The following is a 20,267-nucleotide window of genomic DNA, read 5'->3' on the forward strand; positions in this document are numbered from 1 at the left end:
CGAAGTTATCCACAGGCTGGGGGCCGTGTCAGCGGAATTTTTCCGGGCCTGCGCAGAATGGGGCCATGACTGACGAGACCACCAACGCCAACACCGAAGCTTCCGGGGCGGGCGCCCCGGGGGCGGCCGGTTCCCCCGCGACCGCGCCGGACTGGGAGAAGCGCTTCCGGGCGCCGCGGGTCGGCCTGCCCGAGTGGGCCGAGGACGCCCCGGACCGCTCGCTGTTCGTCTCCAACGCCACCGGCACCTTCGAGCTGTACGCCTGGGACCGGGCGAGCGGCGAGCAGCGGCAGGCCACCGACCGGCCGAACGGCACGACGGACGGCACGCTGACGCCCGACGGCGAGTGGATCTGGTGGTTCTCGGACACCGACGGGGACGAGTTCGGCATCTGGAAGCGGCAGCCGTTCGGCGGCGGCGCGGACGAGCCGGCCGCGCCCGGCCTGGAGCCCTCGTACCCGGCGGGCCTGGCGCTCGGCCGGGACGGCACGGCGGTGATCGGCCGCTCCACGGACGAGGACGGCACCACCCTGCACGTCGTACGGCCCGGGCAGCCGCCCGTGGAGATCTACCGGCACCGCGAGTCGGCGGGCGTGGGCGCCCTGTCGCACGACGGTTCGCTGATCGCCGTCGAGCACACCGAGCACGGTGACGCGATGCACTCCGCGATCCGGGTGGTGCGGCCGGACGGCTCGACCGTCGCCGAACTGGACGACACCAAGGGCGGCACCGAGGAACTGGGCCTGGCGGTGATGGGCTTCGCGCCGGTGGACGGCGACTCCCGGCTGCTCGTCGGGCACCAGCGGCGCGGCCGCTGGGAGCCGATGATCTGGGACCCGCTGTCGGGCGAGGAGAGCGCCCTGGACATCGACCTGCCGGGCGACGTGGCCGCCGACTGGTACCCGGACGGCGCGGCCCTGCTGGTGGAGCACGAGTTCCGGGCCCGCGCCGAGCTGTGGCGTTACGAGCCGCTGACCCGGCAGCTGACCCGCGTCGAGACGCCCGCCGGGACGGTCGCCGGGGCGACGGCGCGGCCGGACGGCTCGGTGGAGTACCTGTGGTCGTCGGCCGCGCAGCCGCCGGAGGTGCGCTCGACGAGCGGGCGGGTCGTCCTCGACCCGCCCGGGGCGAAGGCGCCGGGCTCGGTGCCGGTGACCGACGCGTGGGTGGAGGGCCCGGGCGGCACGGTCCACGCGCTGGTGCAGCAGCCGGCCGGCGATGGCCCGTTCCCGACGGTCTTCGAGATCCACGGCGGCCCGACGTGGCACGACAGCGATGCTTTCGCGTCCGCGCCCGCGGCGTGGGTGGACCACGGCTTCGCCGTGGTGCGGGTGAACTACCGCGGCTCGACGGGTTACGGCCGGGAGTGGACGGACGCCCTCAAGCACCGCGTCGGGCTGATCGAGCTGGAGGACATCGCGGCGGTACGGGAGTGGGCCGTCTCCTCCGGGCTGGCCGACCCGGAGCGGCTGGTGCTGTCCGGCGGCTCGTGGGGCGGCTATCTGACGCTGCTCGGGCTGGGCACCCAGCCCGAGGCGTGGGCGCTGGGCCTGGCGGCGGTCCCGGTGGCGGACTACGTCACGGCGTACCACGACGAGATGGAGGCCCTGAAGGCGATGGACCGCACACTACTGGGCGGCACGCCGGAGGAGGTGCCGGAGCGCTTCGAGGCGTCGTCGCCGCTGACGTACGTGGACGCGGTGCGCGCACCGGTCTACATCTCCGCCGGGGTCAACGACCCGCGCTGCCCCATCCGCCAGGTGGAGAACTACGTCGACCGCCTGAAGGACCGCGGCCACCCGCACGAGGTGTACCGCTACGACGCCGGCCACGGCTCGCTGGTCGTCGAGGAGCGCATCAAGCAGGTCCGGCTGGAGCTGGACTTCACGCGTCGGTACCTGGGGATGGGGGCGGAGAGCCGCGGCAGCGGCAGCGGCAGCGGTGAACTGAAGCAGTAGGTGCCGAGGGGCGGGGTGGGGGCGGGCGGGGCGGGGGGGAAGCCACCAGAGCGACACGTGGGCCCGCCCCGGCCCCCGAGCCCCCGGGGCTCCCAGCCCCCTCCACCCCGCCCCGCGCCCCCATCGCCCCGCCCGTCTCCCCACCGCCCGCCCCGTGTCCCCCGTCACTCTCCCCGTCCGGGACAATGGAGGTTCGTATGCGGAACGGAGCGGGGGCGCACTCCCGCTCGTCTTGTGGCAGGAGATCACTCGCGGTGTCCCAGAAGCATGAAGCCCCCTCGGCCGGCGGCGACCGTCTCGACCTCCAGGCCGACTGCGGCAGCTGCTTCGGCCTGTGCTGCGTCGCACTGCCCTTCGCCGCCTCCGCCGACTTCGCGGTCGACAAACCCGCCGGCAAGCCGTGCACGAACCTCCAGGCGGACTTCAGCTGCGGCATCCACGCCCGCCTCCGCGACAAGGGCTTCTCCGGCTGTACGGTCTTCGACTGCTTCGGCGCGGGCCAGAAGGTCTCCCAGGTGACCTTCGGCGGTACGGACTGGCGCGGCGCGCCGGGCACCGCGCGGCAGATGTTCGACGTGTTCCCCGTCATGCGCCAGCTCCACGAACTGCTCTGGTACCTGACCGAGGCGCTGGAACTGCCGGCCGCCCGCCCCGTCCACAAGGACCTCCGCCGCGCTCTGCGGGAGACCGACCGGCTCACCCGCGGCAGCGCCGACGCGCTCGCGGAGGTGGACGTCGCGGCCGTACGGCAGGACGTCAACGCCCTGCTGCTGCGCACGAGCGAACTGGTGCGGGCCACCGTTCCCGGCCGTAAGAAGAACCACCGGGGAGCCGACCTGATCGGCGCCCGCCTCAGGGGAGCCGACCTGCGGGGCGCGAACCTGCGCGGTGCCTACCTCATCGCCGCCGACCTTCAGGGCGCCGATCTGCGGACCGCCGACCTGATCGGCGTGGACTTCCGTGACGCGAACCTGAGCGGCGCCGACCTGACCGGCAGCATCTTCCTCACTCAGGCCCAGCTCAACGCGGCCAAGGGCGACGCGTCGACCAAGCTGCCCGAGGCGCTCAGCCGCCCGGCGCACTGGAAGTAGGTTCGCCGCCCCCTCAGGCCGTGCCCCTCAGGCCGTGCCCCTCAGGGCCGCGCTTCTCAGGGCCGCGGTGCGGAAGGCGCGTCGGTCGCGGCGTTCGCATCCTTCGGACCGTCCGCGGCGTTCCCGTCATCCACGGCGTCGGCGTCCTGCCCGGAGGCCCCGGCCGCCGCTCCCTCCTCCGCCGGGACCAGCCCCAGCGCCACGTCCCTGGCCGCCTCCGCCTCCCGGCGGAAGAGCCGGAACCACATGAAGATCACGAATCCGGCGAACACGAACCATTCCCCGGTGTATCCCAGGTTCTGGAACGCCTTCAGGTCCAGCCCGCTGCCCTCCGCCGCCGTGGGCGGCACGGCGACCAGCGGCGCGTCGGCCTCGGTCACGGTGATCCAGGCGTCGTAGACGTCGTACGGGACGATGTTGACCAGCGACGCCGCGCTGATCATGCCGAGCTGCCCGGCCGGCAGCCCGCCGCCCGCGTGCACCCCGTCGGTGCCCTGGTTCTCCGACGCCTGAAGGGCCCCGGTGACCGTCACCGCGCCGCTCGGCGGGGCGGGCACCTTCGCCCTGGCCTCGGGCGCGTTCGCGTCGCCGGGCAGCCAGCCCCGTACGACCGGGAGTGCCTTGCCGCCGTCCGTACGCAGCAGCGTCAGTACGTAGAAGCCGGTCCGCTCGTCGAGACGGCGGTTCGGGACGAGCAGCTGGTGTCCGGTGTCGTAGCGGCCGGTGGCGGTGGCCTGCCGGCCCGAGGTGACCTTGTCCACCGGCAGCAGCTCGTCCAGCGGGCGGGCGGCCGCGGTCTTCGCCTCGGCGGACCGGTCCTCCTGCTGGTGGTGCGTGTCGACGCGGTCCTCGAAGCGGCTCAGCTGCCAGCTGCCCATGAAGATGCAGAAAGGAATCGCCAGTACGGCGAAGACGTTGATTCCCCACCACCGCGGGGTCAGCAGGAACCGGTACACAAGGCCAACGGTACGGGGAGCGCCGCCCGGACCGGACGGCGGGGCCGTCTCCACGCCGCCCCGTATGGCCCGGTTAAGGGCCCGAGCCCGGACCTGGGCTTTCGCCCGGACCGGCGGGGCCGGGGGCCGTTACCGCGCCGGCAGGGGCTCGGTGCGGTAGACCGTCCCGGCGCAGGCGTCCGGGAGCTTGGCGTCCGCCGCGGCCGGCTCCCCGGCCTCCGGCGTGTGGTTGAGCACGATGCCGCCCGGCGGGTTGGAGCCGCCGCCCGGGGTGCCCTCGTTGCCGCCGGCCTGGTTGCTGCCGGTGGTGCTCCCGCCGCCCTCGCCGGACGCCGACGAGGAGGAGTCCGGCGACTTCTCACCGGGTGCCTTGGACGGTACCGGGGTCGGCGACGGGGGCGGCGCGGCGCAGCCGGTCGTGCCGCCGCCCTCGGCCGGGACCCACGCGAACTTGACCTCGTACGCCTCACCCGGCTTGAGCACCAGCTGGTCCGGGGTGGTGATCGGGTCGGGCAGGGCGGGCGCCGCGTCGCCCGCCGTGTGGTCGACGACGCTGACGCGCGAGGTGTCCGTACCGCCCTGCGGGAGCACACCGATCTCGCCGCCGCCCTCGACCGAGCACGCGGCGTCGGAGGTGTTCACCACCCGGAACGAGCCGTAGACGCGGCCGCTCGCGTCGGCGGGGCCGACCGAGCTGACACCGTTGCCGAGCTGCGCGCGCGAACAGGCGGGCGAGGTGACGCCCATCGTCCCGGACGGGTACGGCGTACCGGTGCCGGCGCTGGGCTGCTTGTCCGCCGAGTCCGGGCTCTTGCCCGGTCCGGCGGACTTGCCGGGGTCGGTCTTCTTCCCGCCGTGCCCGGCCGGCGGCTTGCCGCTGTGCTCGGTGCCCTCGCCGTGCGTGCCTTCGGTGCTGCCCGGGGTGCGCTGCGTACTGGCGGCGTTGGCGGGGCGGTCCTCGGGACCGTCGGCGAAGTCGGCGACGTGCACCATCGCGGGGATGGACGTGCCGCCGAGCAGGATGGCCGCGGCGGCGCCGACCACGGCGTGGCGGCGGCGCCGGCGCCGGGCCGGGACCGCGCGGCGCAGCTGTTCGAGCGAGTCGGGGGCGGGCTCCAGGTCGCCGACGGCGGAGTGCAGCAGCCGCCGCAGCTCGTCCTCGCCGACGCCGCGGCCGGTGTCCTGGTCGCTGTCCTGGCTGGTGCCGTGGCCGGTGTCCTGGCTGGTGCCGTGGCCGGTGCCCTGGCCGCGCTGTCCGGTCTCCTGGCGTTCCTGCGGCTCGTCCTTCGGGTCCGGCACGTCCTTCGGAGCCTGCGGGGTCTGTGCATCCTGCGAGGCCGGTGTGGCCTGCGGGGACTGTGCGTCGTGCTGGTCCTGCGCGTCCTGCTGGTGCTGCGGGTGCCCCTGGTTACGGGAGTTCCGCGGGCCTTGCCTGTCCTGCGGGTCGTACGGGCCGAACTGCTTGCCACTCATGCGGGAGCCTCCATGGCGACGCGCAGCGCCGCGATACCCCGTGAGCCGTACGCCTTCACCGAACCGAGCGATATCCCCAACGTCTCGGCGACCTGGGCCTCGGTCATGTCCGCGAAGTACCGCAGGACCAGGACCTCGCGCTGGCGGCGCTGCAACCCCCGCATCGCCTTGATCAATTGGTCGCGCTCCAGGAGGTCGTACGCGCCTTCCTCGGCGCTCGCCATGTCGGGCATCGGCTTGGAGAGCAGCTTCAGCCCGAGGATGCGGCGGCGCAGCGCCGAACGGGAGAGATTGACGACTGTCTGGCGCAGATAGGCGAGGGTCTTCTCGGGATCGCGCACCCGGCCCCGGGCGGAGTGCACCCGGATGAAGGCTTCCTGGACGACGTCCTCGCACGAGGCGGTGTCGTCCAGCAGCAGCGCGGCCAGGCCCAGCAGTGATCGGTAGTGCGCGCGGTAGGTCTCGGTGAGATGGTCGACAGTCGTGCCCGCAGCCATCGCGTCGTCAGTGTCCCCACGCTGAGGGGAGATCTGGGCGGGCTGCGCGGCGGGCCACGGGGCGATCACCGGCATACCCCCGGGCATGCGGGGCCGCAACGGCCGCACTGCTGTGCCGCCGGAGCCCCCTGGGGCGATCGCGATGCCGAATACCTCTGCCACGCCTGTTGGACACGTTTCCCCCCATCAGGGTTGTACGCGCACGACACCGTCTTTGACGGCGGGTCAAATGCCCTCATGCGTACCAGCTCTTCCCCAATACCCCATTTGTCCCACGGGTCCATGGACACCCTTGAGGGGCGGCCACAAAGACGCTCCCCGCCCAACTACCGGTTGCAGTAAGGGGGGAGCGAATAGTCGAACACGGCGTCGGGCCAGTTCAAGTGGTTTGGACCAACGAGTCGCTCACAGGACCTTCACACAACTCTCAAGGTATCTCCTGAGCGGATCAGTGACAGCACCAATCGAGTCAGTAGCTCTCCAAAAAGGTGCTCCTCGGCCACGGTCGACGCTTCCCGGCCACCGAGCGTCGCACACCGGTCCCGGACGCCGTGCGCCGGGTCCGGACGCCACGCGCCGGGTCCGCAGGCCGGTCCCGTACCTTCGCGCCCCGCGCTCCGCGCCCCGCGCTCCGTACCCCGCCCTCCGGCCCTACGCCGTCATCTCCGCCGCGACCACCTCGGCGATCTGCGCGGTGTTCAGCGCCGCGCCCTTGCGCAGGTTGTCCCCGCACACGAAGAGCTCCAGCGCCCGGGGGTCGTCCAGTGACCGCCGTACCCGCCCGACCCAGGTCGGGTCGGTGCCGACCACGTCGGCGGGCGTGGGGAACTCGCCGGCCTCCGGGTCGTCGCAGACCACCACGCCCGGCGCGGACGCCAGGATCTCGTGCGCCCCGGCGACCGTGACCTCGTTCTCGAAGCGCGCGTGCACGGTCAGCGAGTGCGTGGTGATCACCGGGACCCGTACGCAGGTCGCGGCGACCCGCAGGCCGGGCAGCCCGAGGATCTTCCGCGACTCGTCACGGATCTTGAGCTCCTCCGAGGACCAGCCGTCCTCCCGCGGCGACCCGGCCCACGGCACGACGTTCAGCGCGACCGGCGCCGGGAACGGGCCGAGCGTGTCGCCCATGGCCCGCCGTACGTCGCCGGGCGTGGTGCCCAGGTCCGTACCGGAGACGGCGGCGAGCTGGGAGCGGAGCGTGGCGACGCCGTCCTCGCCCGCGCCGGAGACGGCCTGGTACGAGGAGACGATCAGCTCGCTCAGCCCGTACTCGGCGTGCAGGGCGCCCAGCGCGACGATCATCGACAGGGTGGTGCAGTTCGGGTTGGCGACGATGCCGCGCGGGCGCACCCGCGCCGCGTGCGCGTTGACCTCGGGGACCACCAGCGGCACTTCCGGGTCCATCCGGAACGCCGCGGAGTTGTCCACGACCACCGCGCCCTTGGCGGCGGCGATCGGCGCCCACTGCGCGGCGACCTCGTCCGGTACGTCGAACATCGCGACGTCGATGCCGTCGAAGACTTCCTCGCTCAGCGCGAGGACCTCGACCTGCTCACCCCGTACGGTCAGCTTGCGGCCGGCCGAACGGTGAGGGTCCCCCCTGCCCGGACGCAGCTGAGAGCTCGGGGGAGAGGCGACGAGACGGATCTCGCCCCAGATGTCGGCCCGCTCGGAGAGGATGCCGAGCAGCACCGAGCCGACCGCGCCGGTGGCGCCGACGACCGCCAGATGCGGCTTACGGGCCGCGCGGTCAACCGCGCGGCCCGTAGCCGTACCCGGGAAGGGTGTGGTCATCGACCGGTGCCGCCGTAGACGACGGCCTCGTCGCTCTCACTGTCGAGGCCGAAGGCGCTGTGCACGGCCTGCACGGCCTCCTTGACGTCGTCCGCACGGGTGACGACCGAGATACGGATCTCGGAGGTCGAGATCAGCTCGATGTTCACGCCCGCGTTGGACAGCGCCTCGAAGAAGGTCGCGGTCACGCCGGGGTTGGTCTTCATCCCCGCGCCGACCAGCGAGATCTTGGCGATCTGGTCGTCGTAGCGCAGCGAGTCGAAGCCGACCGACGCCTTGGTCCGCTCCAGCGCCGTGACGGCCTTGCGGCCCTCGTCCTTCGGCAGCGTGAAGGAGATGTCGGTCAGACCCGTCGAGGCGGCCGACACATTCTGCACGACCATGTCGATGTTGACCTCGGAGTCCGCGATGGCCCGGAAGATCGTCGCGGCCTCGCCCGGCTTGTCCGGGACGCCGACGACCGTGACCTTCGCCTCGGAGGTGTCGTGCGCGACGCCCGAGATGATCGCCTGCTCCATGGGCTGGTCCCCTTGCGGTTCGTTGCTGACCCAGGTGCCGCGCAGTCCGGAGAAGGACGAGCGGACGTGGATCGGGATGTTGTAACGGCGGGCGTACTCGACGCAGCGGTGCAGCAGCACCTTGGAACCGGAGCTGGCCAGCTCCAGCATGTCCTCGAACGAGATCCAGTCGATCTTCCGGGCCTTCTTCACGACCCGGGGGTCGGCGGTGAAGACGCCGTCCACATCGGTGTAGATCTCGCAGACGTCCGCGTCCAGCGCCGCGGCCAGCGCGACGGCGGTGGTGTCCGAGCCGCCCCGCCCCAGCGTGGTGATGTCCTTCTTGTCCTGGGACACACCCTGGAAGCCGGCGACGATGGCGATGTTGCCCTCGTCCACGGACGTCTTGATGCGGCCCGGCGTGACATCGATGATCCGTGCCTTGTTGTGCACGGAGTCGGTGATGACACCGGCCTGGCTCCCGGTGAAGGACTGCGCCTCGTGACCGAGGTTTTTGATCGCCATCGCCAGCAAGGCCATGGAGATCCGCTCTCCGGCGGTCAGCAGCATGTCGAACTCGCGCCCCGACGGGATCGGGGACACTTCCTGCGCGAGATCGATCAGCTCGTCCGTCGTGTCGCCCATCGCGGAGACCACCACAACCACCTGGTTGCCGTTCTTCTTGGCCTCGACGATTCGCTTGGCGACGCGCTTGATGCCCTCGGCATCCGCAACGGATGAGCCGCCGTACTTCTGCACGACAAGGCCCACGTGCGCTCCTCGCAACTGTCTCTTCGGGAGTTTCCTCCCGGACCCCCGGAAAAGGGGGTACTGCGGTCGGCTCAGTCTAACGAGCAGGCGGAATCCGCCTCGCCAATACCACATGGTGAGACACAGCGCTCACGTCACGAACGTCCGTGGACCGGCGTGGGCGCGCCGTTGCGCCCGCTCGGCCAGCACATGCCCGCTTCTCACAAGGGCACACGGAAAGGTAACCCAGGTCACACCAAAGGCCCGGGTCCGTACCGCGTACCGGCAGCCCTGGTACGCGTACCCGTCCGACGCGTACCCGTCCGACGGCCCGGTTCACATCCGGACGGGCGGACGGCCCCGACCCGCCCTCACACCCCGCGCAGCCCCAGCGGCCCGGCGATCTCCGCCGCCATGACCTTGCCGGCCTCCTCGGCGAGCCGCTCCTCGTCGCCGTCCGCCGCGTCGCTGTCCGTGTCCAGGCCGTCCAGCTCGTCCAGCGGCTGGTCCAGCCGTACGTGGGCGACCAGCGACTGCAACGCGCGGAGCGCCGCGCTCGCCGTCGGCCCCCAGTTCGACAGGTACGAGAACTGCCACCACCACAGCGCTTCGCTGACCCGGCCCGCCCGGTAGTGCGCCAGGCCGTGCCGCAGATCCGTGATGAGGTCCGCGAGGTCGTCGGAGATCCGGCAGGCGACGGGCGCGCTGCGCGGTACGTACGGGTCGAAGACCTCGGAGTACACGTCCACCGGGTCCAGCAGCCGCGCGAACCGCTCCCGCAGCTCGTCGACGTCCGGTTCCGGGCCCACGTCGGGCTCGTACCGCTCGTCCGGCACGATGTCCTCGTGCGCCCCCAGACGGCCGCCGGTCAGCAGCAGCTGGGAGACCTCCAGCAGCAGGAACGGCACGGCGCTGTCCGGCTCGTCGCCCTTGGCCACCTCGGTGACCGCGACGATGAAGCTCTCGATCGAGTCGGAGATCTGTACGGCGAAATCGTCCGGATTCCGCGTGGCGTCGTGCAGCGTGGCGTCAGACATCGAGAAGTCTCCTCCCTTCGAAGGCCCGCCCGAGCGTGACCTCGTCGGCATACTCCAGATCGCCCCCGACGGGCAGTCCGCTGGCCAGCCGCGTCACCCGCAGGCCCATCGGCTTGACCATGCGCGCGAGGTACGTGGCCGTGGCCTCGCCCTCCAGGTTCGGGTCGGTGGCCAGGATCAGCTCGGTGATCGTGCCGTCCGCGAGCCTGGCCAGGAGTTCCCGTATCCGCAGATCGTCGGGGCCCACGCCCTCGATCGGGCTGATCGCCCCGCCAAGCACGTGGTAGCGGCCGCGGAACTCCCGCGTCCGCTCGATCGCCACGACGTCCTTGGGCTCCTCCACGACGCAGATGACCGCCGGGTCGCGGCGCGGGTCCAGGCAGACCCGGCACTGCTCGTCCTGTGCGACGTTGCCGCACACGCTGCAGAACCGGACCTTCGCCTTGACCTCCATCAGCGCGTTCGCGAGCCGGCGGACGTCGGTCGGCTCGGCCTGAAGAATGTGGAAGGCGATCCGCTGCGCGCTCTTGGGACCGACGCCGGGCAGCCTGCCCAGCTCGTCGATCAGATCCTGGACCACGCCTTCATACACGGAACGTCTTCTCTCTCTTCTGCCGTGCTGCGTACGCTAGTTGTCTCCTCCCCGGAAAGGGAGACCCATCTTCCGACGACTTCGGCCCCGGAGATCCGGAACGGTGGTTCCGGAGCCGGAGCCGGAGCCCGTGTCGTCGTCCGTCGTCCGTCGGCCGACGGCTCAGAAGGGAAGGCCGGGAATGCCGCCGCCGCCCAGCCCCTGGGCGAGCGGGCCGAGCTTCTCCTGCTGGAGCTGCTGAGCGCTGGCGTTGGCGTCCCGTACGGCGGCCAGGACGAGGTCCGCGAGCGTTTCGGCGTTCTCCTCGGCGGTGCCCGCCTCCGGGTCCACCGCCTTGGGGTCGATGACCAGGCCCTGGAGCTCGCCGGAGCCGTTCACGGTCGCCTTGACCAGGCCGCCTCCCGCCGAACCCTCCACGGGCGTCTCGGCCAGCTCCTGCTGGGCCGCCGCGAGATCCTGCTGCATCTTCTGGGCCTGCTGGAGCAGCTGCTGCATGTTGGGCTGACCACCGGGGATCACTACGTGACTCCTGCCGTACGACAACGATTGGTGCGGTAGCCCGAGCCTACGTGCTCGAACGGCGCGACGCCCTACGCCGTACGGAGGAGCACAGCCGTACGCCCGGCCGACAGCCGTCCGGCGCGCGCCCGCACCTGATCAGCACGCCCGGAGCGAACGCCCGGTACGGCCGCGGCGGACGGTCGCCCGACCGCTCAGTACTCGTTGTTGAACTCCTCGACCACCGTCGCGCCCAGCTCGCGGACGATCAGGTCGTGTCCGCTCAGCGCGGAGTCGACGAGGTCGGGGTCGTCCTCGGCGGGCATGTCGTCCTCGATCGACACCGGCGCGGGCTCCGGCTCGCGGTACGCGGCGGCGCCACCGGCAGGCCCGCTTCCGGCCCCGCCCTGCGCGCCACCGGACGGACCACCCGGCCCGCCGTTCTCCCCGTTGCCGCCGCTGTCACCGTTGCCGCCACCGGCATGACCGCCGCCGGTCCCGTAGCCGCCGCCACCGGACGGGGCGCCCGTCGGGGCCACCGCCTGCCGTGCCATCTGCGCGCCCTGGCCGCCGCCCGCGTCATACCCGGACCCGGAGCCGCCCTGCGCACCACCGGAGGGGCCACCAGGCCCGCCGCCCTGCGCCGGAGCGCCGGAGGGGCCACCGAAGCCGCCGCCACCGCCGCCGAAATTGCCGCCGCCGAAGCCACCGCCCTGCGGCGCGCCTCCACCGGGCCCGCCAGGCGGATTGGTGCCTCCGGACGGGTCGACGATCGCCTCGACCCTCCACTGCACGTTGAACTTGTCGGCCAGCGCCTGCCGCAGCACGTCCTCGCTGCCGCCGTTGGCGAAGCTGTCCCGGGCACCGGCGTTCGGGAAGCCGATCTGCAGCGTCGTGCCGTCGAAACCGGCCACCTGCGCGTTCTGGCTGAGCAGGATCCAGGTGAAGCGCCGGCGGCCCTTCACCGCCTCCAGGATCTCCGGCCACAGCTGCCGCACCTGCGCGGCTCCCTGCGCCATGCTCCCGCCGCCCTGAGCGGCCTGCTGCGGCTGCTGCGGCTGCTGCGGCTGCTGCGGCTGCTGCGGCTGCTGTACGGGTACGGACTGCCCAGGCTGCCCGGCCTGCCCTGCACCGGCCTGCACACCGCCACCAGGACCACCGGCAGAACCGCCGGCCCCACCGGCACCTCCCGGGCCACCGCCCTGCCCCGGCGCCGTCGCCGTGGGCCACCCACCGGGCTGCCGCCCGGCCGCACCTCCGGCCACACCCCCGGCCGCCTGCTGCCCGGGCCACGCACCGGGCTGCCGCTGTCCGGCACCACCCTGGCCCCCGCCCTGACCAGGCCAGGTCCCAGGCTGCGCCGCCTGCTCACCCCCCGTACCGGCACCCGCGCCAGCACCTGCTCCAGCTCCTGCTCCTGCTCCTGCTCCTGCTCCAACCCCAGCCGCGTTCGGATTCCCGGCCCCCGGCCAAGCGCCCGGCGTGGCAGCAGCCGCGGCCTCCGCCCCCGCGGATTCCGCCTGCACCCCACCAGCAGGCGCACCGCCAGCGGACACCCCCGACACATCCGCCCCAGAACCGACACCCGCACCAGCACCAGCCCCGACACCAGCTCCGGCCCCAGCACCCCCGGCGCCTCCCCCATTCATCCCCCGCACCGCGGCGCGAGCGGCGGCCGGACCAGCAGGCCCAGCAGGCCCAGCCGGCCCAGCAGGCGGCCCAACAGGCGACCCGGTCGGCACTCCGGCCGGCGGCATACCCGCATGCCCCCCCGGCCCCGGCACATACTCGACCTCGGGCCCGCCGATCCCCGTCGTCACCGGCCCACCGACGCTCAGCCCGGCCGTGCTCGCCCCACGCTCCAGGCGATCCAGGCGCGCCTGCACCGAGCGCTCGTCGTCGTACGCCGCGGGCAGCAGCACCCGCGCACAGATCAGCTCCAGCTGGAGCCGCGGGGAGGTCGCCCCCCGCATCTCCGTCAACCCGGCATTGACCAGATCCGCGGCCCGCGCCAGCTCCGCTCCCCCGAACACCGACGCCTGGGCCTGCATCCGCTCGACCACATCGGCCGGCGAATCGATCAGCCCCTTCTCCGCCGCGTCCGGCACCGCCGCCAGGATCACCAGGTCACGCAGCCGCTCCAGCAGGTCGGCCACGAACCGCCGCGGGTCGTTCCCGCCCTCGATGACCCGGTCCACGACCTCGAAGGCCGCCGCCCCGTCCCCCGCGGCGAACGCCTCCACGATCGAGTCCAGCAGCGACCCGTCGGTGTACCCGAGCAGCGACGTGGCCATGGCATACGTCACACCCGCGTCGCCCGCGCCGGCGAGCAGCTGGTCCATCACCGACATCGAGTCACGCACGGACCCGGCCCCGGCCCGCACCACGAGCGGCAGCACACCCTCCTCGACGGGGATGTCCTCCTGCCCGCACACCTCACCCAGGTAGTCGCGCAAGGTCCCCGGCGGCACCAGCCGGAACGGATAGTGATGCGTACGCGACCGGATCGTCCCGATGACCTTCTCGGGCTCGGTGGTCGCGAAGATGAACTTCAGATGCTCCGGCGGCTCCTCGACCACCTTGAGCAGCGCGTTGAAGCCCGCCGACGTGACCATGTGGGCCTCGTCGATGATGTAGATCTTGTACCGGCTGCCGGCCGGCCCGAAGAACGCCTTCTCCCGCAGTTCACGCGCATCGTCGACACCACCGTGCGAAGCGGCGTCGATCTCGATGACGTCGATGCTCCCCCGCCCGTTCCTGGCGAGGTCCACACACGACTGGCACTCCCCGCACGGATCAGGCGTGGGACCTTTCTCACAGTTCAGACAGCGCGCCAGGATGCGCGCACTGGTCGTCTTGCCGCAGCCGCGCGGGCCACTGAACAGATACGCGTGGTTGACCCTGTTGTTCCGCAGGGCCTGCTGGAGCGGATCGGTCACGTGCTCTTGCCCGATGACCTGAGCAAAGGTCTCGGGGCGGTAGCGGCGGTACAGCGCGAGGGACGACACGCATACGACGATATCGGCCCGCACCGACAACCGGGCCGCCCCCGATCCCCGGAACGCAAACGCCCCCCACGCACCCGCCAGAGCTCACTTACCCTTGCTGCCTTCCGGCCCTGGGGGAGTTCGGTGAGATAGCGCCACGTGAGGGGCTGCGCCCAACCCTAGCGGATCCCCCGCCCCACGCACGACCCCACCCCACCCCGAGATCACTTCCACCCCCCTCGACGATCACTCCCACCCCCCTCCGGCGGATCATGTTCGCGAGCACCCCTCAACGTCTTGTATTGTTTGCGGCGGAGGATTCGCCTAGTGGCCTAGGGCGCACGCTTGGAAAGCGTGTTGGGGGCAACCCCTCACGAGTTCGAATCTCGTATCCTCCGCCAGTGCCTCACCGGGCACTACGTCGAAGGCCCCTACCGTTCGCGGTGGGGGCCTTCGTCGCGTTCTCACCCCTCGTTGTCCTGGTTTTTGTCCACAGGGGGTGCCTCATGGGGGCCTAGGATGGTTTTCTCGATCTTCCGGGTTGCTTCCTTCAGCGTGGGGTCAGTCACATGCAGGTACCTGACCTGCATCCGAGCGGCACCGCCCGGTTCCCGTCCCATGATCTGGTTGATGACGCGACCCGGGTCAGCGGGCAACATCAGCACGGTCCTGGCCGTCATGCAGGCGGGGCGTCACGGACGCCGGCGTCTACCAGCAGTCGCTTCCAGTCGTGGTGGTCCGCGTTTGAGCTCAGGGGCCCACCCAACGGCTGGTGAACACGTACTCCGACTCGATCCACAGATCACCGGCCGTCTTGCGCTTCTGCCCTGAGTCTTGGCATGAGCCCGGAGCATGGCCACCAGCGGACCAGGCAGGGGCACGGCGCGTCGGCCAGCTCGGGACTCTGTGCCCCTGATCTTGTGCCCACCCCGCACCTTGTCCGGGTAGCACTCCGCTTTCGCCTGGCCGCACGGTGAAGCATCCGGGCACCCATGCTTACATCTTGGGCCCAGGCGGTTCCGACGCAGGTTCAGGTACTCGTTGCCAAGGTCGACATCAGACCAACGCAGTCTTAGAGTCTCGCCCTGCCGGAGTCCGAGCGCCAACGTCGCCATTCTCGGCGCCGTCCGTGGTTGCGGTTGTCACGGCAGCCTCGCTGATCGTCTTGCAGCACGCCAGGTGTGACCGCTGTCGAGCTGGTTCGCGGCCGAATCTTGACCAGCGGCCCTGGCGTCGGGACGGAGAATGCGGAGCCGGATGAGAACGCCCGACCGCTCAGCCGCGCGGGCGGATGTGAATGCCCAGCCTACTCCTGACTGGTATCAGCACCAGCTGTGAAGAACCTGTTGTGCCCTGCCCGTACTCCCGCTTCGCCGCCGCGAATCTCTCCTTCCGCACGTAGACCGAGTCGTACACCGCGAACGCGGATCGAGCAGCGTCACGCCGCTTCACCCAGAACAGGCCGTGCTGGAGCGGGTGAAGCACATCTGCCAGCCACTCGTGAAAGCCGCGGTCGGCGCAGGCTGGGTACACCTCGCTGCAGGACGGAGGAAATGCGCAGCCGCTCGGCCGCCGCGCCATCTAGATAGGCGTTGAGTATCAGCCCGGGGCTGGTCATGACGATGTGAGGCAAGTGCTGACGCCCAGGCCATGCACGTCTGGATATGCCACCTCGGACGCCCGGCCACTGGCTTGAGTGAAGAGTTCAGCATCCGTCAGGCATACGGCGATTTGCGCGACCCTAGTCGTCGTCAGGAGCTGCTGACGCAGGTCGTCAGCAGTGAACACGGAAACGCACTCTCAGGCGGAGCGAACGACGCAGAGGAGTCAGCTTCATTTTCACATGCGAGCTGGGAGACAACACACCCCTCCTAGGGCTCGAGCCATCGAGAAAAAATAGTCAAAAAATGTCAACATCGATCCTAATTAACGATTAATTGGCCAATCGCGCCTGCAATATGACAATGAGATGCAACTCGAGGAACCACCCCCTAGCATCTCTAGCAAGCGACCGGGGCGCGCCCCACTCGCGACCCAAGACATCGACACGAGGCGAGGAAAGGGCAGGACGTGACCGGGGAAGACGATGAGAATCCGCGCACATACACCGAGATCACCGAGGTGACGCCCGACAAATGTTCGATCTGGATGGAACAAAGGTCATGCAACCGCGTCCCCTTGAAACGGTCAAATGTAGACAAGTTCAAAAGCATTCTGCGAAATAAAAAGTTTCGCACTACCCACCAAGGCTTCGCTCTGGACTGGCACGGCTGTCTCATCGACGGACAGCATCGAGCCGCAGCCATTATCGAGACCGGCGTTCCAGTGACCGCACAGGTCACGTACAACCTCAGCCCGGACACCTTTGCTGCGATTGACGGTGGTCGCGTCCGTGCAGCCGGCGACTTCGTCGCACAGATCACAGAGATGAGGCAGAGCAACTCAAACGTCTATGCAGCTGCGCTCAAGATCCTCGCAAACCGCGCTGCGGGTCTGCACTGGATGAGGTGGACCAGCGGGCGGCTGACCGCCGAACAAGTACAGATCTTGGTCCCACGGTGGCCATTCGACGAGGAACACATCGTCCGCCTGGTCAGCAAGGGAAAGCAATGTCATTCCAGCGCAACGGGATTGATTGTGGCACGCACGATCATTGCAGAAGTGTGGCCAGAGAAAATCGCCGACCTATTCTTTGATGGCATCGGCGAGACCAGCCGAGAATTTGTCGGGCGAGACCCCAGAGCCTTGTACACGAACACCATGATCAATGTGAACCGCGGAGTCGTAAGTAGGGACAGCATTCAGCAGTCGGCTCAGGCCATCAAAGCATTCAACGCCCTCGTGTCGGGTGACTCTATTGGCACTCTAAAAAAAATGAAGGCTGCTGGCGTAAAGATCATTAAGGACCGGCGAACCGGAAAGGAAATCCAGCAGGAATACCCTCCGGATCGTTATCCGGAAGTCATTCAGCCGGCCATCAATATCAGCGACAAGTGGCTTGGGAATGACGGCACACGGTCGATCGACTGAAGGGATAGTTCACGACTCCGTCGAGACATGAATCGCTCAGGCATGTGGTCGCGGATGGCGCTCGCGCCGCCGGGGCCCTGGATTCCCAGCGTCAGCATTCCCATTCCTCGGCGGTGCGGTCGGGCCAGTGTTCGCTTCAACGTGCGAGGGCCTCGTCAGCGCGTTCGCGTTAGGAGGGAACGCGCCGCTCTCCGAGGCAGGCGACGAGCGCCACCAGCTCGGCAGACCAGATCGCACGAAACCGGCTGAGATCGAACGGGATCGCGGCGGTGATCCTGCCAACGCAGGCAGCCTGGTCCGACGGCCGCGAGGCGCTGATCCGCAGGATCACGATTGCCAGCAACACGCTCCTCGCTGTCATCACATTGCCAAGCGAACCTCTTCACTCCTCACACCGTCATCCCAGCGCATATCTGGCAACTGGTGCGCCAAAAGCCCCAGCACCTTCGGCTAGTCGATTCGAAAGCCGCTCTCTTCATCGATGTCAGCGGGCTCGATACACAAATGCCGCGGCGGTCGCACACCTTAGCCTCAGAGAACGTTCATCGAATCAGCAGTCTGTTCCACACGGGGCGAAGCTTGCCTCCCGCAACGCTCGATAAACCAGAATTTCCTCGTTCGATCCCGCACACGGAGGTGCAGGAAAAATTTGGCGCTCTCGGCCGCGTCGTTACATCGCATTTTGGAGTCATTTCATTAGGCGTGATCTTGCGTCATGCTGAGGTGGTGACGACTTCGCTTGTGGAGCGGATGACACCTAATGGCTTGTGGGAGCTGTCCCAGCGGGTTGGGCCGCCAGCTCCCCTCCGTCCGCAGGGCCGTGGCCGCAGGCGGCATGGGGATCGGAAGGTCGTGGCTGCGATTATCTTCGTGGCTACGTCGGGCTGCACGTGGGGCCAGTTGCCGCAGAGGTTCGGACCGTCGAGTGTGACGGCCTTCCGCCAGTTCCACCGCATGGTCGCAGGCGAAGCTGTACCGGCTGGTCCTGGACGAGTTCGGCGCTCTGGGCGAGCTGGATTGGTCGCGGTGTGCGATCGACTCGGTCAGCGGTCGCGCCCTTAGGGGTCCTTTCAGAATGCGGGGATCTTGCGAGCGAGGGCCATGACGTGGGCGAGTTGGAGGAAGCCGATGTGGATGTCGTCGCGGGTCTCCCAGCGGATGCGTAGGCGTCGGGGGCCGTGCAGCCAGAAGAGGGCGGCTTCGGCGACCCAGCGGGTGCGGCCCAGGCCGGAGCCGTGCTCCGTGCCGCGGCGGGCGATCACGGGAGCGATGCCCCGCTCGCGGAGTCGTTGGCGGTAGAGGTCGTGGTCGCAGGCGCGGTCGGCATGCACCCGCCGGGGCTTGCGCCGTGGACGGCCCCGCTTGCCCCGCACCGCCGGGGCCGCGTCGAGCAGGGGCGGCAGCTGGGTGACGTCGTTGCGGTTGCCACCGGTCAGCGAGACCCGCAGCGGTGTGCCGTGCGCGTCGGTGAGGACATGGCGCTTCGAGCCCGGCCGTCCCCGGTCAACCGGACTCGGTCCGACTTTTGGGCGGCTTCGCCCCCGCTTGGCCTGCACATGCGAGGCATCGACGGTGGCTCGGGAGAAATCCAGCCGGTCCGCCGCCCGCAACCGGTCCAGCAGCACCTGCTGAAGGTCGCCCCAGACGCCGGCCGCCTGCCACTCGGCCAGGCGCCGCCAGCAGGTAGGGCCCGAGCCGAACCCCAGCTCCTGCGGCAGGAACTCCCACTGGATACCCGTATAGAGGACGAACAGGACCCCCTGCAGTGTCCTGCGGTCATCGATGCGCTTGCGTCCCGGATACCCGGGACCGGCGCGGATGCTGCGGCAACAGCGGCTCGATCACCGCCCACAGCTCATCGCTGACCCCCCAACGAACGCGATCACCTACCCCTCCACCGTGCCACACAAGATCATTCTGAAAGGACCCCTTAGAGCAACTCCTTACGAGTCCACATCTCGTATCCTCCGCCAGTGCCTCACCGGGCACTACGTCGAAGGCCCCTATCGTTCGCGGTGGGGGCCTTCGTCGCGTTCCGGATCGGGTTTCGTCTCGGTCGGCCGCTGAGGGGTCCTGAGGGACCGCAGGTGGGGCGGAGGACTGTCTTTCCCCTGGTCAGACCCGTATCAGCCGGAAGTTAGCGGGGCGCCAGCCGGGCGGTAGTGGGGCCGAGCAGAGTGAGTGTCGTACGGAGGAGAGACCGACACCGACTTCCCGGGGGGACCCCAAATGAGCGCCAGCACCTCTGACCGCATCACTCGTCGCCGCACCCTGCGCGTTGCCGCCGCGGCGCTGACCGCAGCCGCCGCGCTGTCCCTGACCGCCTGCTCCGGCTCGGACGCCGCCGCCCCCAAGGCCGGGGGGCAGTCGGGGTCGGGTGCTGCTGCCGGGGCCGGTGGCGCGGGTTCGGATGGCGGGGCGCAGGGGGGCGGTGCCCAGCCGGACAGTGCCAAGCCGGGTGCCGGTGACGGTACCGCGCCTCGTGCCGGCTCCGGTGGTGGCGCCTCGTCGCGGGCCGGGTCCGGGGGCGGAGTGGCCAAGGGCGGGGGCAAGGGCAAGTTCTGCCGTACGAGCGAGCTGAACATGGAGGCCGTGGACAGCTCGCCCGACCAGCAGACGGGCGATGTCACCGTTCAGATGACGAACAAGAGTGGGCGGAACTGCTCGGTGACGGGCTTCGCGGGTGTCGACCTGAAGGACGCCGACGGCACCTCCGCCCCGGTCCACCGCGGTGGTGAGCAGCCCCGCATCACCGACCTGCGGCCCGGCGACACCGCCACCTTCAGCGTCTCGTACTCGGTCGACAACAGTGGTGGCAACCTCGCCACCCCGACCCACCTCATCGTGACGCCGCCGAACGAGACCCACAGCGTGTCCCTGAAGTGGCCCGCTGACGCGCCGAAGCTGGCCGGCCCGTACGACGAGAAGATCAAGGTTCACCCGGTCGGCATCGCCAACTGAGCGCGAGGGGTTTCTCTTCCCCCCGTTATGTTCTTCGCGGTCCTGCAAGAGGGCTGCTGGCCTCCGGGCCCGGCATGACTGGTCCCCGCTGTCGAACGGATGACCTGGGGGGTGGTGTCACCGGGCCTGGGAGGCTCCGTTGGAGA

Annotated in this window: 15 protein-coding genes, 1 tRNA gene, 1 other RNA gene and 3 pseudogenes; 7 read left to right on the forward strand and 13 right to left on the reverse strand. The window is 70.0% G+C overall.

What is annotated here, in order from left to right; genetic code table 11:
• The first annotated feature begins 65 nt into the window (after nt 1-65).
• Both JXZ78_RS31555 and JXZ78_RS31560 read left to right on the forward strand, forming a co-directional pair.
• Nucleotides 66-1,958 carry a S9 family peptidase gene (locus JXZ78_RS31555; protein ID WP_030025362.1) on the forward strand — a complete coding sequence of 631 codons (1,893 nt, stop codon included), beginning with the start codon at nt 66-68 and terminating at the stop codon, nt 1,956-1,958.
• Between the two features lie 254 nt (nt 1,959-2,212).
• Nucleotides 2,213-3,049: a pentapeptide repeat-containing protein gene (locus tag JXZ78_RS31560; RefSeq protein ID WP_030019631.1), complete on the forward strand. Its 837-nt coding sequence runs from the start codon at nt 2,213-2,215 to the stop codon at nt 3,047-3,049.
• Between the two features lie 56 nt (nt 3,050-3,105).
• Here JXZ78_RS31560 and JXZ78_RS31565 read toward each other — a convergent pair whose 3' ends face one another.
• From JXZ78_RS31565 to ffs, 10 genes are all read right to left on the reverse strand, one after another.
• On the reverse strand, nt 3,106-4,005 hold the full coding sequence (locus JXZ78_RS31565; RefSeq protein ID WP_030019632.1) for an SURF1 family protein: 900 nt from the start codon (nt 4,003-4,005) through the stop codon (nt 3,106-3,108).
• Between the two features lie 129 nt (nt 4,006-4,134).
• Nucleotides 4,135-5,478: a DUF4232 domain-containing protein gene (locus JXZ78_RS31570; RefSeq protein WP_030019633.1), complete on the reverse strand. Its 1,344-nt coding sequence runs from the start codon at nt 5,476-5,478 to the stop codon at nt 4,135-4,137.
• Complete coding sequence (locus JXZ78_RS31575; protein ID WP_030019634.1) at nt 5,475-6,050, reverse strand: SigE family RNA polymerase sigma factor; 576 nt, start codon at nt 6,048-6,050, stop codon at nt 5,475-5,477. The genes JXZ78_RS31570 and JXZ78_RS31575 overlap by 4 nt, the downstream gene beginning before the upstream one ends.
• Before the next feature lie 576 nt (nt 6,051-6,626).
• The gene (locus JXZ78_RS31580) at nt 6,627-7,769 is read right to left on the reverse strand and encodes an aspartate-semialdehyde dehydrogenase (protein ID WP_238783497.1); all 1,143 of its coding nucleotides are present in this window, start codon (nt 7,767-7,769) and stop codon (nt 6,627-6,629) included.
• Nucleotides 7,766-9,037 carry an aspartate kinase gene (locus JXZ78_RS31585; RefSeq protein WP_073764899.1) on the reverse strand — a complete coding sequence of 424 codons (1,272 nt, stop codon included), beginning with the start codon at nt 9,035-9,037 and terminating at the stop codon, nt 7,766-7,768. The genes JXZ78_RS31580 and JXZ78_RS31585 overlap by 4 nt, the downstream gene beginning before the upstream one ends.
• 350 nt (nt 9,038-9,387) lie before the next feature.
• Nucleotides 9,388-10,053 (reverse strand): DUF5063 domain-containing protein, encoded by a 666-nt coding sequence (locus JXZ78_RS31590; protein ID WP_030019637.1) that lies wholly within the window; start codon nt 10,051-10,053, stop codon nt 9,388-9,390.
• Nucleotides 10,046-10,645: a recombination mediator RecR gene (gene recR / locus JXZ78_RS31595; protein WP_003984655.1), complete on the reverse strand. Its 600-nt coding sequence runs from the start codon at nt 10,643-10,645 to the stop codon at nt 10,046-10,048. Before recR ends, JXZ78_RS31590 begins: the two co-directional genes overlap by 8 nt.
• Before the next feature lie 162 nt (nt 10,646-10,807).
• The gene (locus tag JXZ78_RS31600; protein WP_106968753.1) at nt 10,808-11,164 is read right to left on the reverse strand and encodes a YbaB/EbfC family nucleoid-associated protein; all 357 of its coding nucleotides are present in this window, start codon (nt 11,162-11,164) and stop codon (nt 10,808-10,810) included.
• Nucleotides 11,165-11,358: 194 nt separating this feature from the next.
• Nucleotides 11,359-14,151: a DNA polymerase III subunit gamma and tau gene (locus JXZ78_RS31605; RefSeq protein WP_238783498.1), complete on the reverse strand. Its 2,793-nt coding sequence runs from the start codon at nt 14,149-14,151 to the stop codon at nt 11,359-11,361.
• Between the two features lie 52 nt (nt 14,152-14,203).
• Nucleotides 14,204-14,302: signal recognition particle sRNA small type (ffs, locus tag JXZ78_RS31610), an RNA gene on the reverse strand.
• 141 nt (nt 14,303-14,443) lie between these two features.
• Between ffs and JXZ78_RS31615 the strand changes: the two genes are divergently transcribed.
• Nucleotides 14,444-14,531 (forward strand) — tRNA-Ser (locus JXZ78_RS31615).
• Nucleotides 14,532-14,594: 63 nt separating this feature from the next.
• Here JXZ78_RS31615 and JXZ78_RS31620 read toward each other — a convergent pair.
• Nucleotides 14,595-15,245, reverse strand: a pseudogene (locus JXZ78_RS31620) (site-specific integrase); the annotation flags it as partial.
• A gap of 955 nt (nt 15,246-16,200) precedes the next feature.
• On the opposite strand from JXZ78_RS31620, the gene JXZ78_RS31625 reads away from it, so the two are divergent.
• Nucleotides 16,201-17,160, forward strand: coding sequence for a hypothetical protein (locus tag JXZ78_RS31625; RefSeq protein ID WP_238783499.1), 960 nt, complete (start codon nt 16,201-16,203; stop codon nt 17,158-17,160).
• A 169-nt stretch (nt 17,161-17,329) separates the two neighbouring features.
• On the opposite strand, the gene JXZ78_RS31630 is transcribed toward JXZ78_RS31625, so the two are convergent.
• Nucleotides 17,330-17,506 carry a hypothetical protein gene (locus JXZ78_RS31630; protein ID WP_238783501.1) on the reverse strand — a complete coding sequence of 59 codons (177 nt, stop codon included), beginning with the start codon at nt 17,504-17,506 and terminating at the stop codon, nt 17,330-17,332.
• Between JXZ78_RS31630 and JXZ78_RS41180 the strand changes: the two are divergent.
• Both JXZ78_RS41180 and JXZ78_RS31635 read left to right on the forward strand, forming a co-directional pair.
• Nucleotides 17,494-17,793, forward strand: a pseudogene (locus tag JXZ78_RS41180) (N-6 DNA methylase); the annotation flags it as partial. The gene JXZ78_RS31630 and the pseudogene JXZ78_RS41180 sit on opposite strands and share 13 nt — an antisense overlap.
• Nucleotides 17,794-17,886: 93 nt before the next feature.
• Nucleotides 17,887-18,259 (forward strand): annotated as a pseudogene (locus JXZ78_RS31635) (transposase); the annotation flags it as partial.
• Here JXZ78_RS31635 and JXZ78_RS31640 read toward each other — a convergent pair.
• A protein-coding gene (locus tag JXZ78_RS31640) for an IS5 family transposase (protein WP_106968754.1) occupies nt 18,231-19,068 on the reverse strand; the annotation gives its coding sequence in 2 pieces (ribosomal slippage) (nt 18,231-18,962 and nt 18,964-19,068; 837 coding nt in all). The pseudogene JXZ78_RS31635 and the gene JXZ78_RS31640 sit on opposite strands and share 29 nt — an antisense overlap.
• 321 nt (nt 19,069-19,389) lie before the next feature.
• Here JXZ78_RS31640 and JXZ78_RS40460 point away from each other — a divergent pair.
• Nucleotides 19,390-20,121 (forward strand): DUF4232 domain-containing protein, encoded by a 732-nt coding sequence (locus JXZ78_RS40460; protein WP_030019643.1) that lies wholly within the window; start codon nt 19,390-19,392, stop codon nt 20,119-20,121.
• Nucleotides 20,122-20,267 lie beyond the last annotated feature (146 nt).

Origin of the sequence: Streptomyces monomycini (assembly GCF_022271435.1) — a bacterium.
GTDB lineage: Bacteria > Actinomycetota > Actinomycetes > Streptomycetales > Streptomycetaceae > Streptomyces > Streptomyces monomycini.

What these genes read in the sequence shown, in the direction of transcription:
- JXZ78_RS31555 (WP_030025362.1), top strand. Translation starts at nt 66, where the DNA reads ATGACTGACGAGACCACCAACGCCAACACCGAAGCTTCCGGGGCGGGC.
- JXZ78_RS31570 (WP_030019633.1), bottom strand. Translation starts at nt 5,478, where the DNA reads ATGAGTGGCAAGCAGTTCGGCCCGTACGACCCGCAGGACAGGCAAGGC.
- JXZ78_RS31575 (WP_030019634.1), bottom strand. Translation starts at nt 6,050, where the DNA reads ATGCCGGTGATCGCCCCGTGGCCCGCCGCGCAGCCCGCCCAGATCTCC.
- JXZ78_RS31580 (WP_238783497.1), bottom strand. Translation starts at nt 7,769, where the DNA reads ATGACCACACCCTTCCCGGGTACGGCTACGGGCCGCGCGGTTGACCGC.
- JXZ78_RS31590 (WP_030019637.1), bottom strand. Translation starts at nt 10,053, where the DNA reads ATGTCTGACGCCACGCTGCACGACGCCACGCGGAATCCGGACGATTTC.
- JXZ78_RS40460 (WP_030019643.1), top strand. Translation starts at nt 19,390, where the DNA reads ATGAGCGCCAGCACCTCTGACCGCATCACTCGTCGCCGCACCCTGCGC.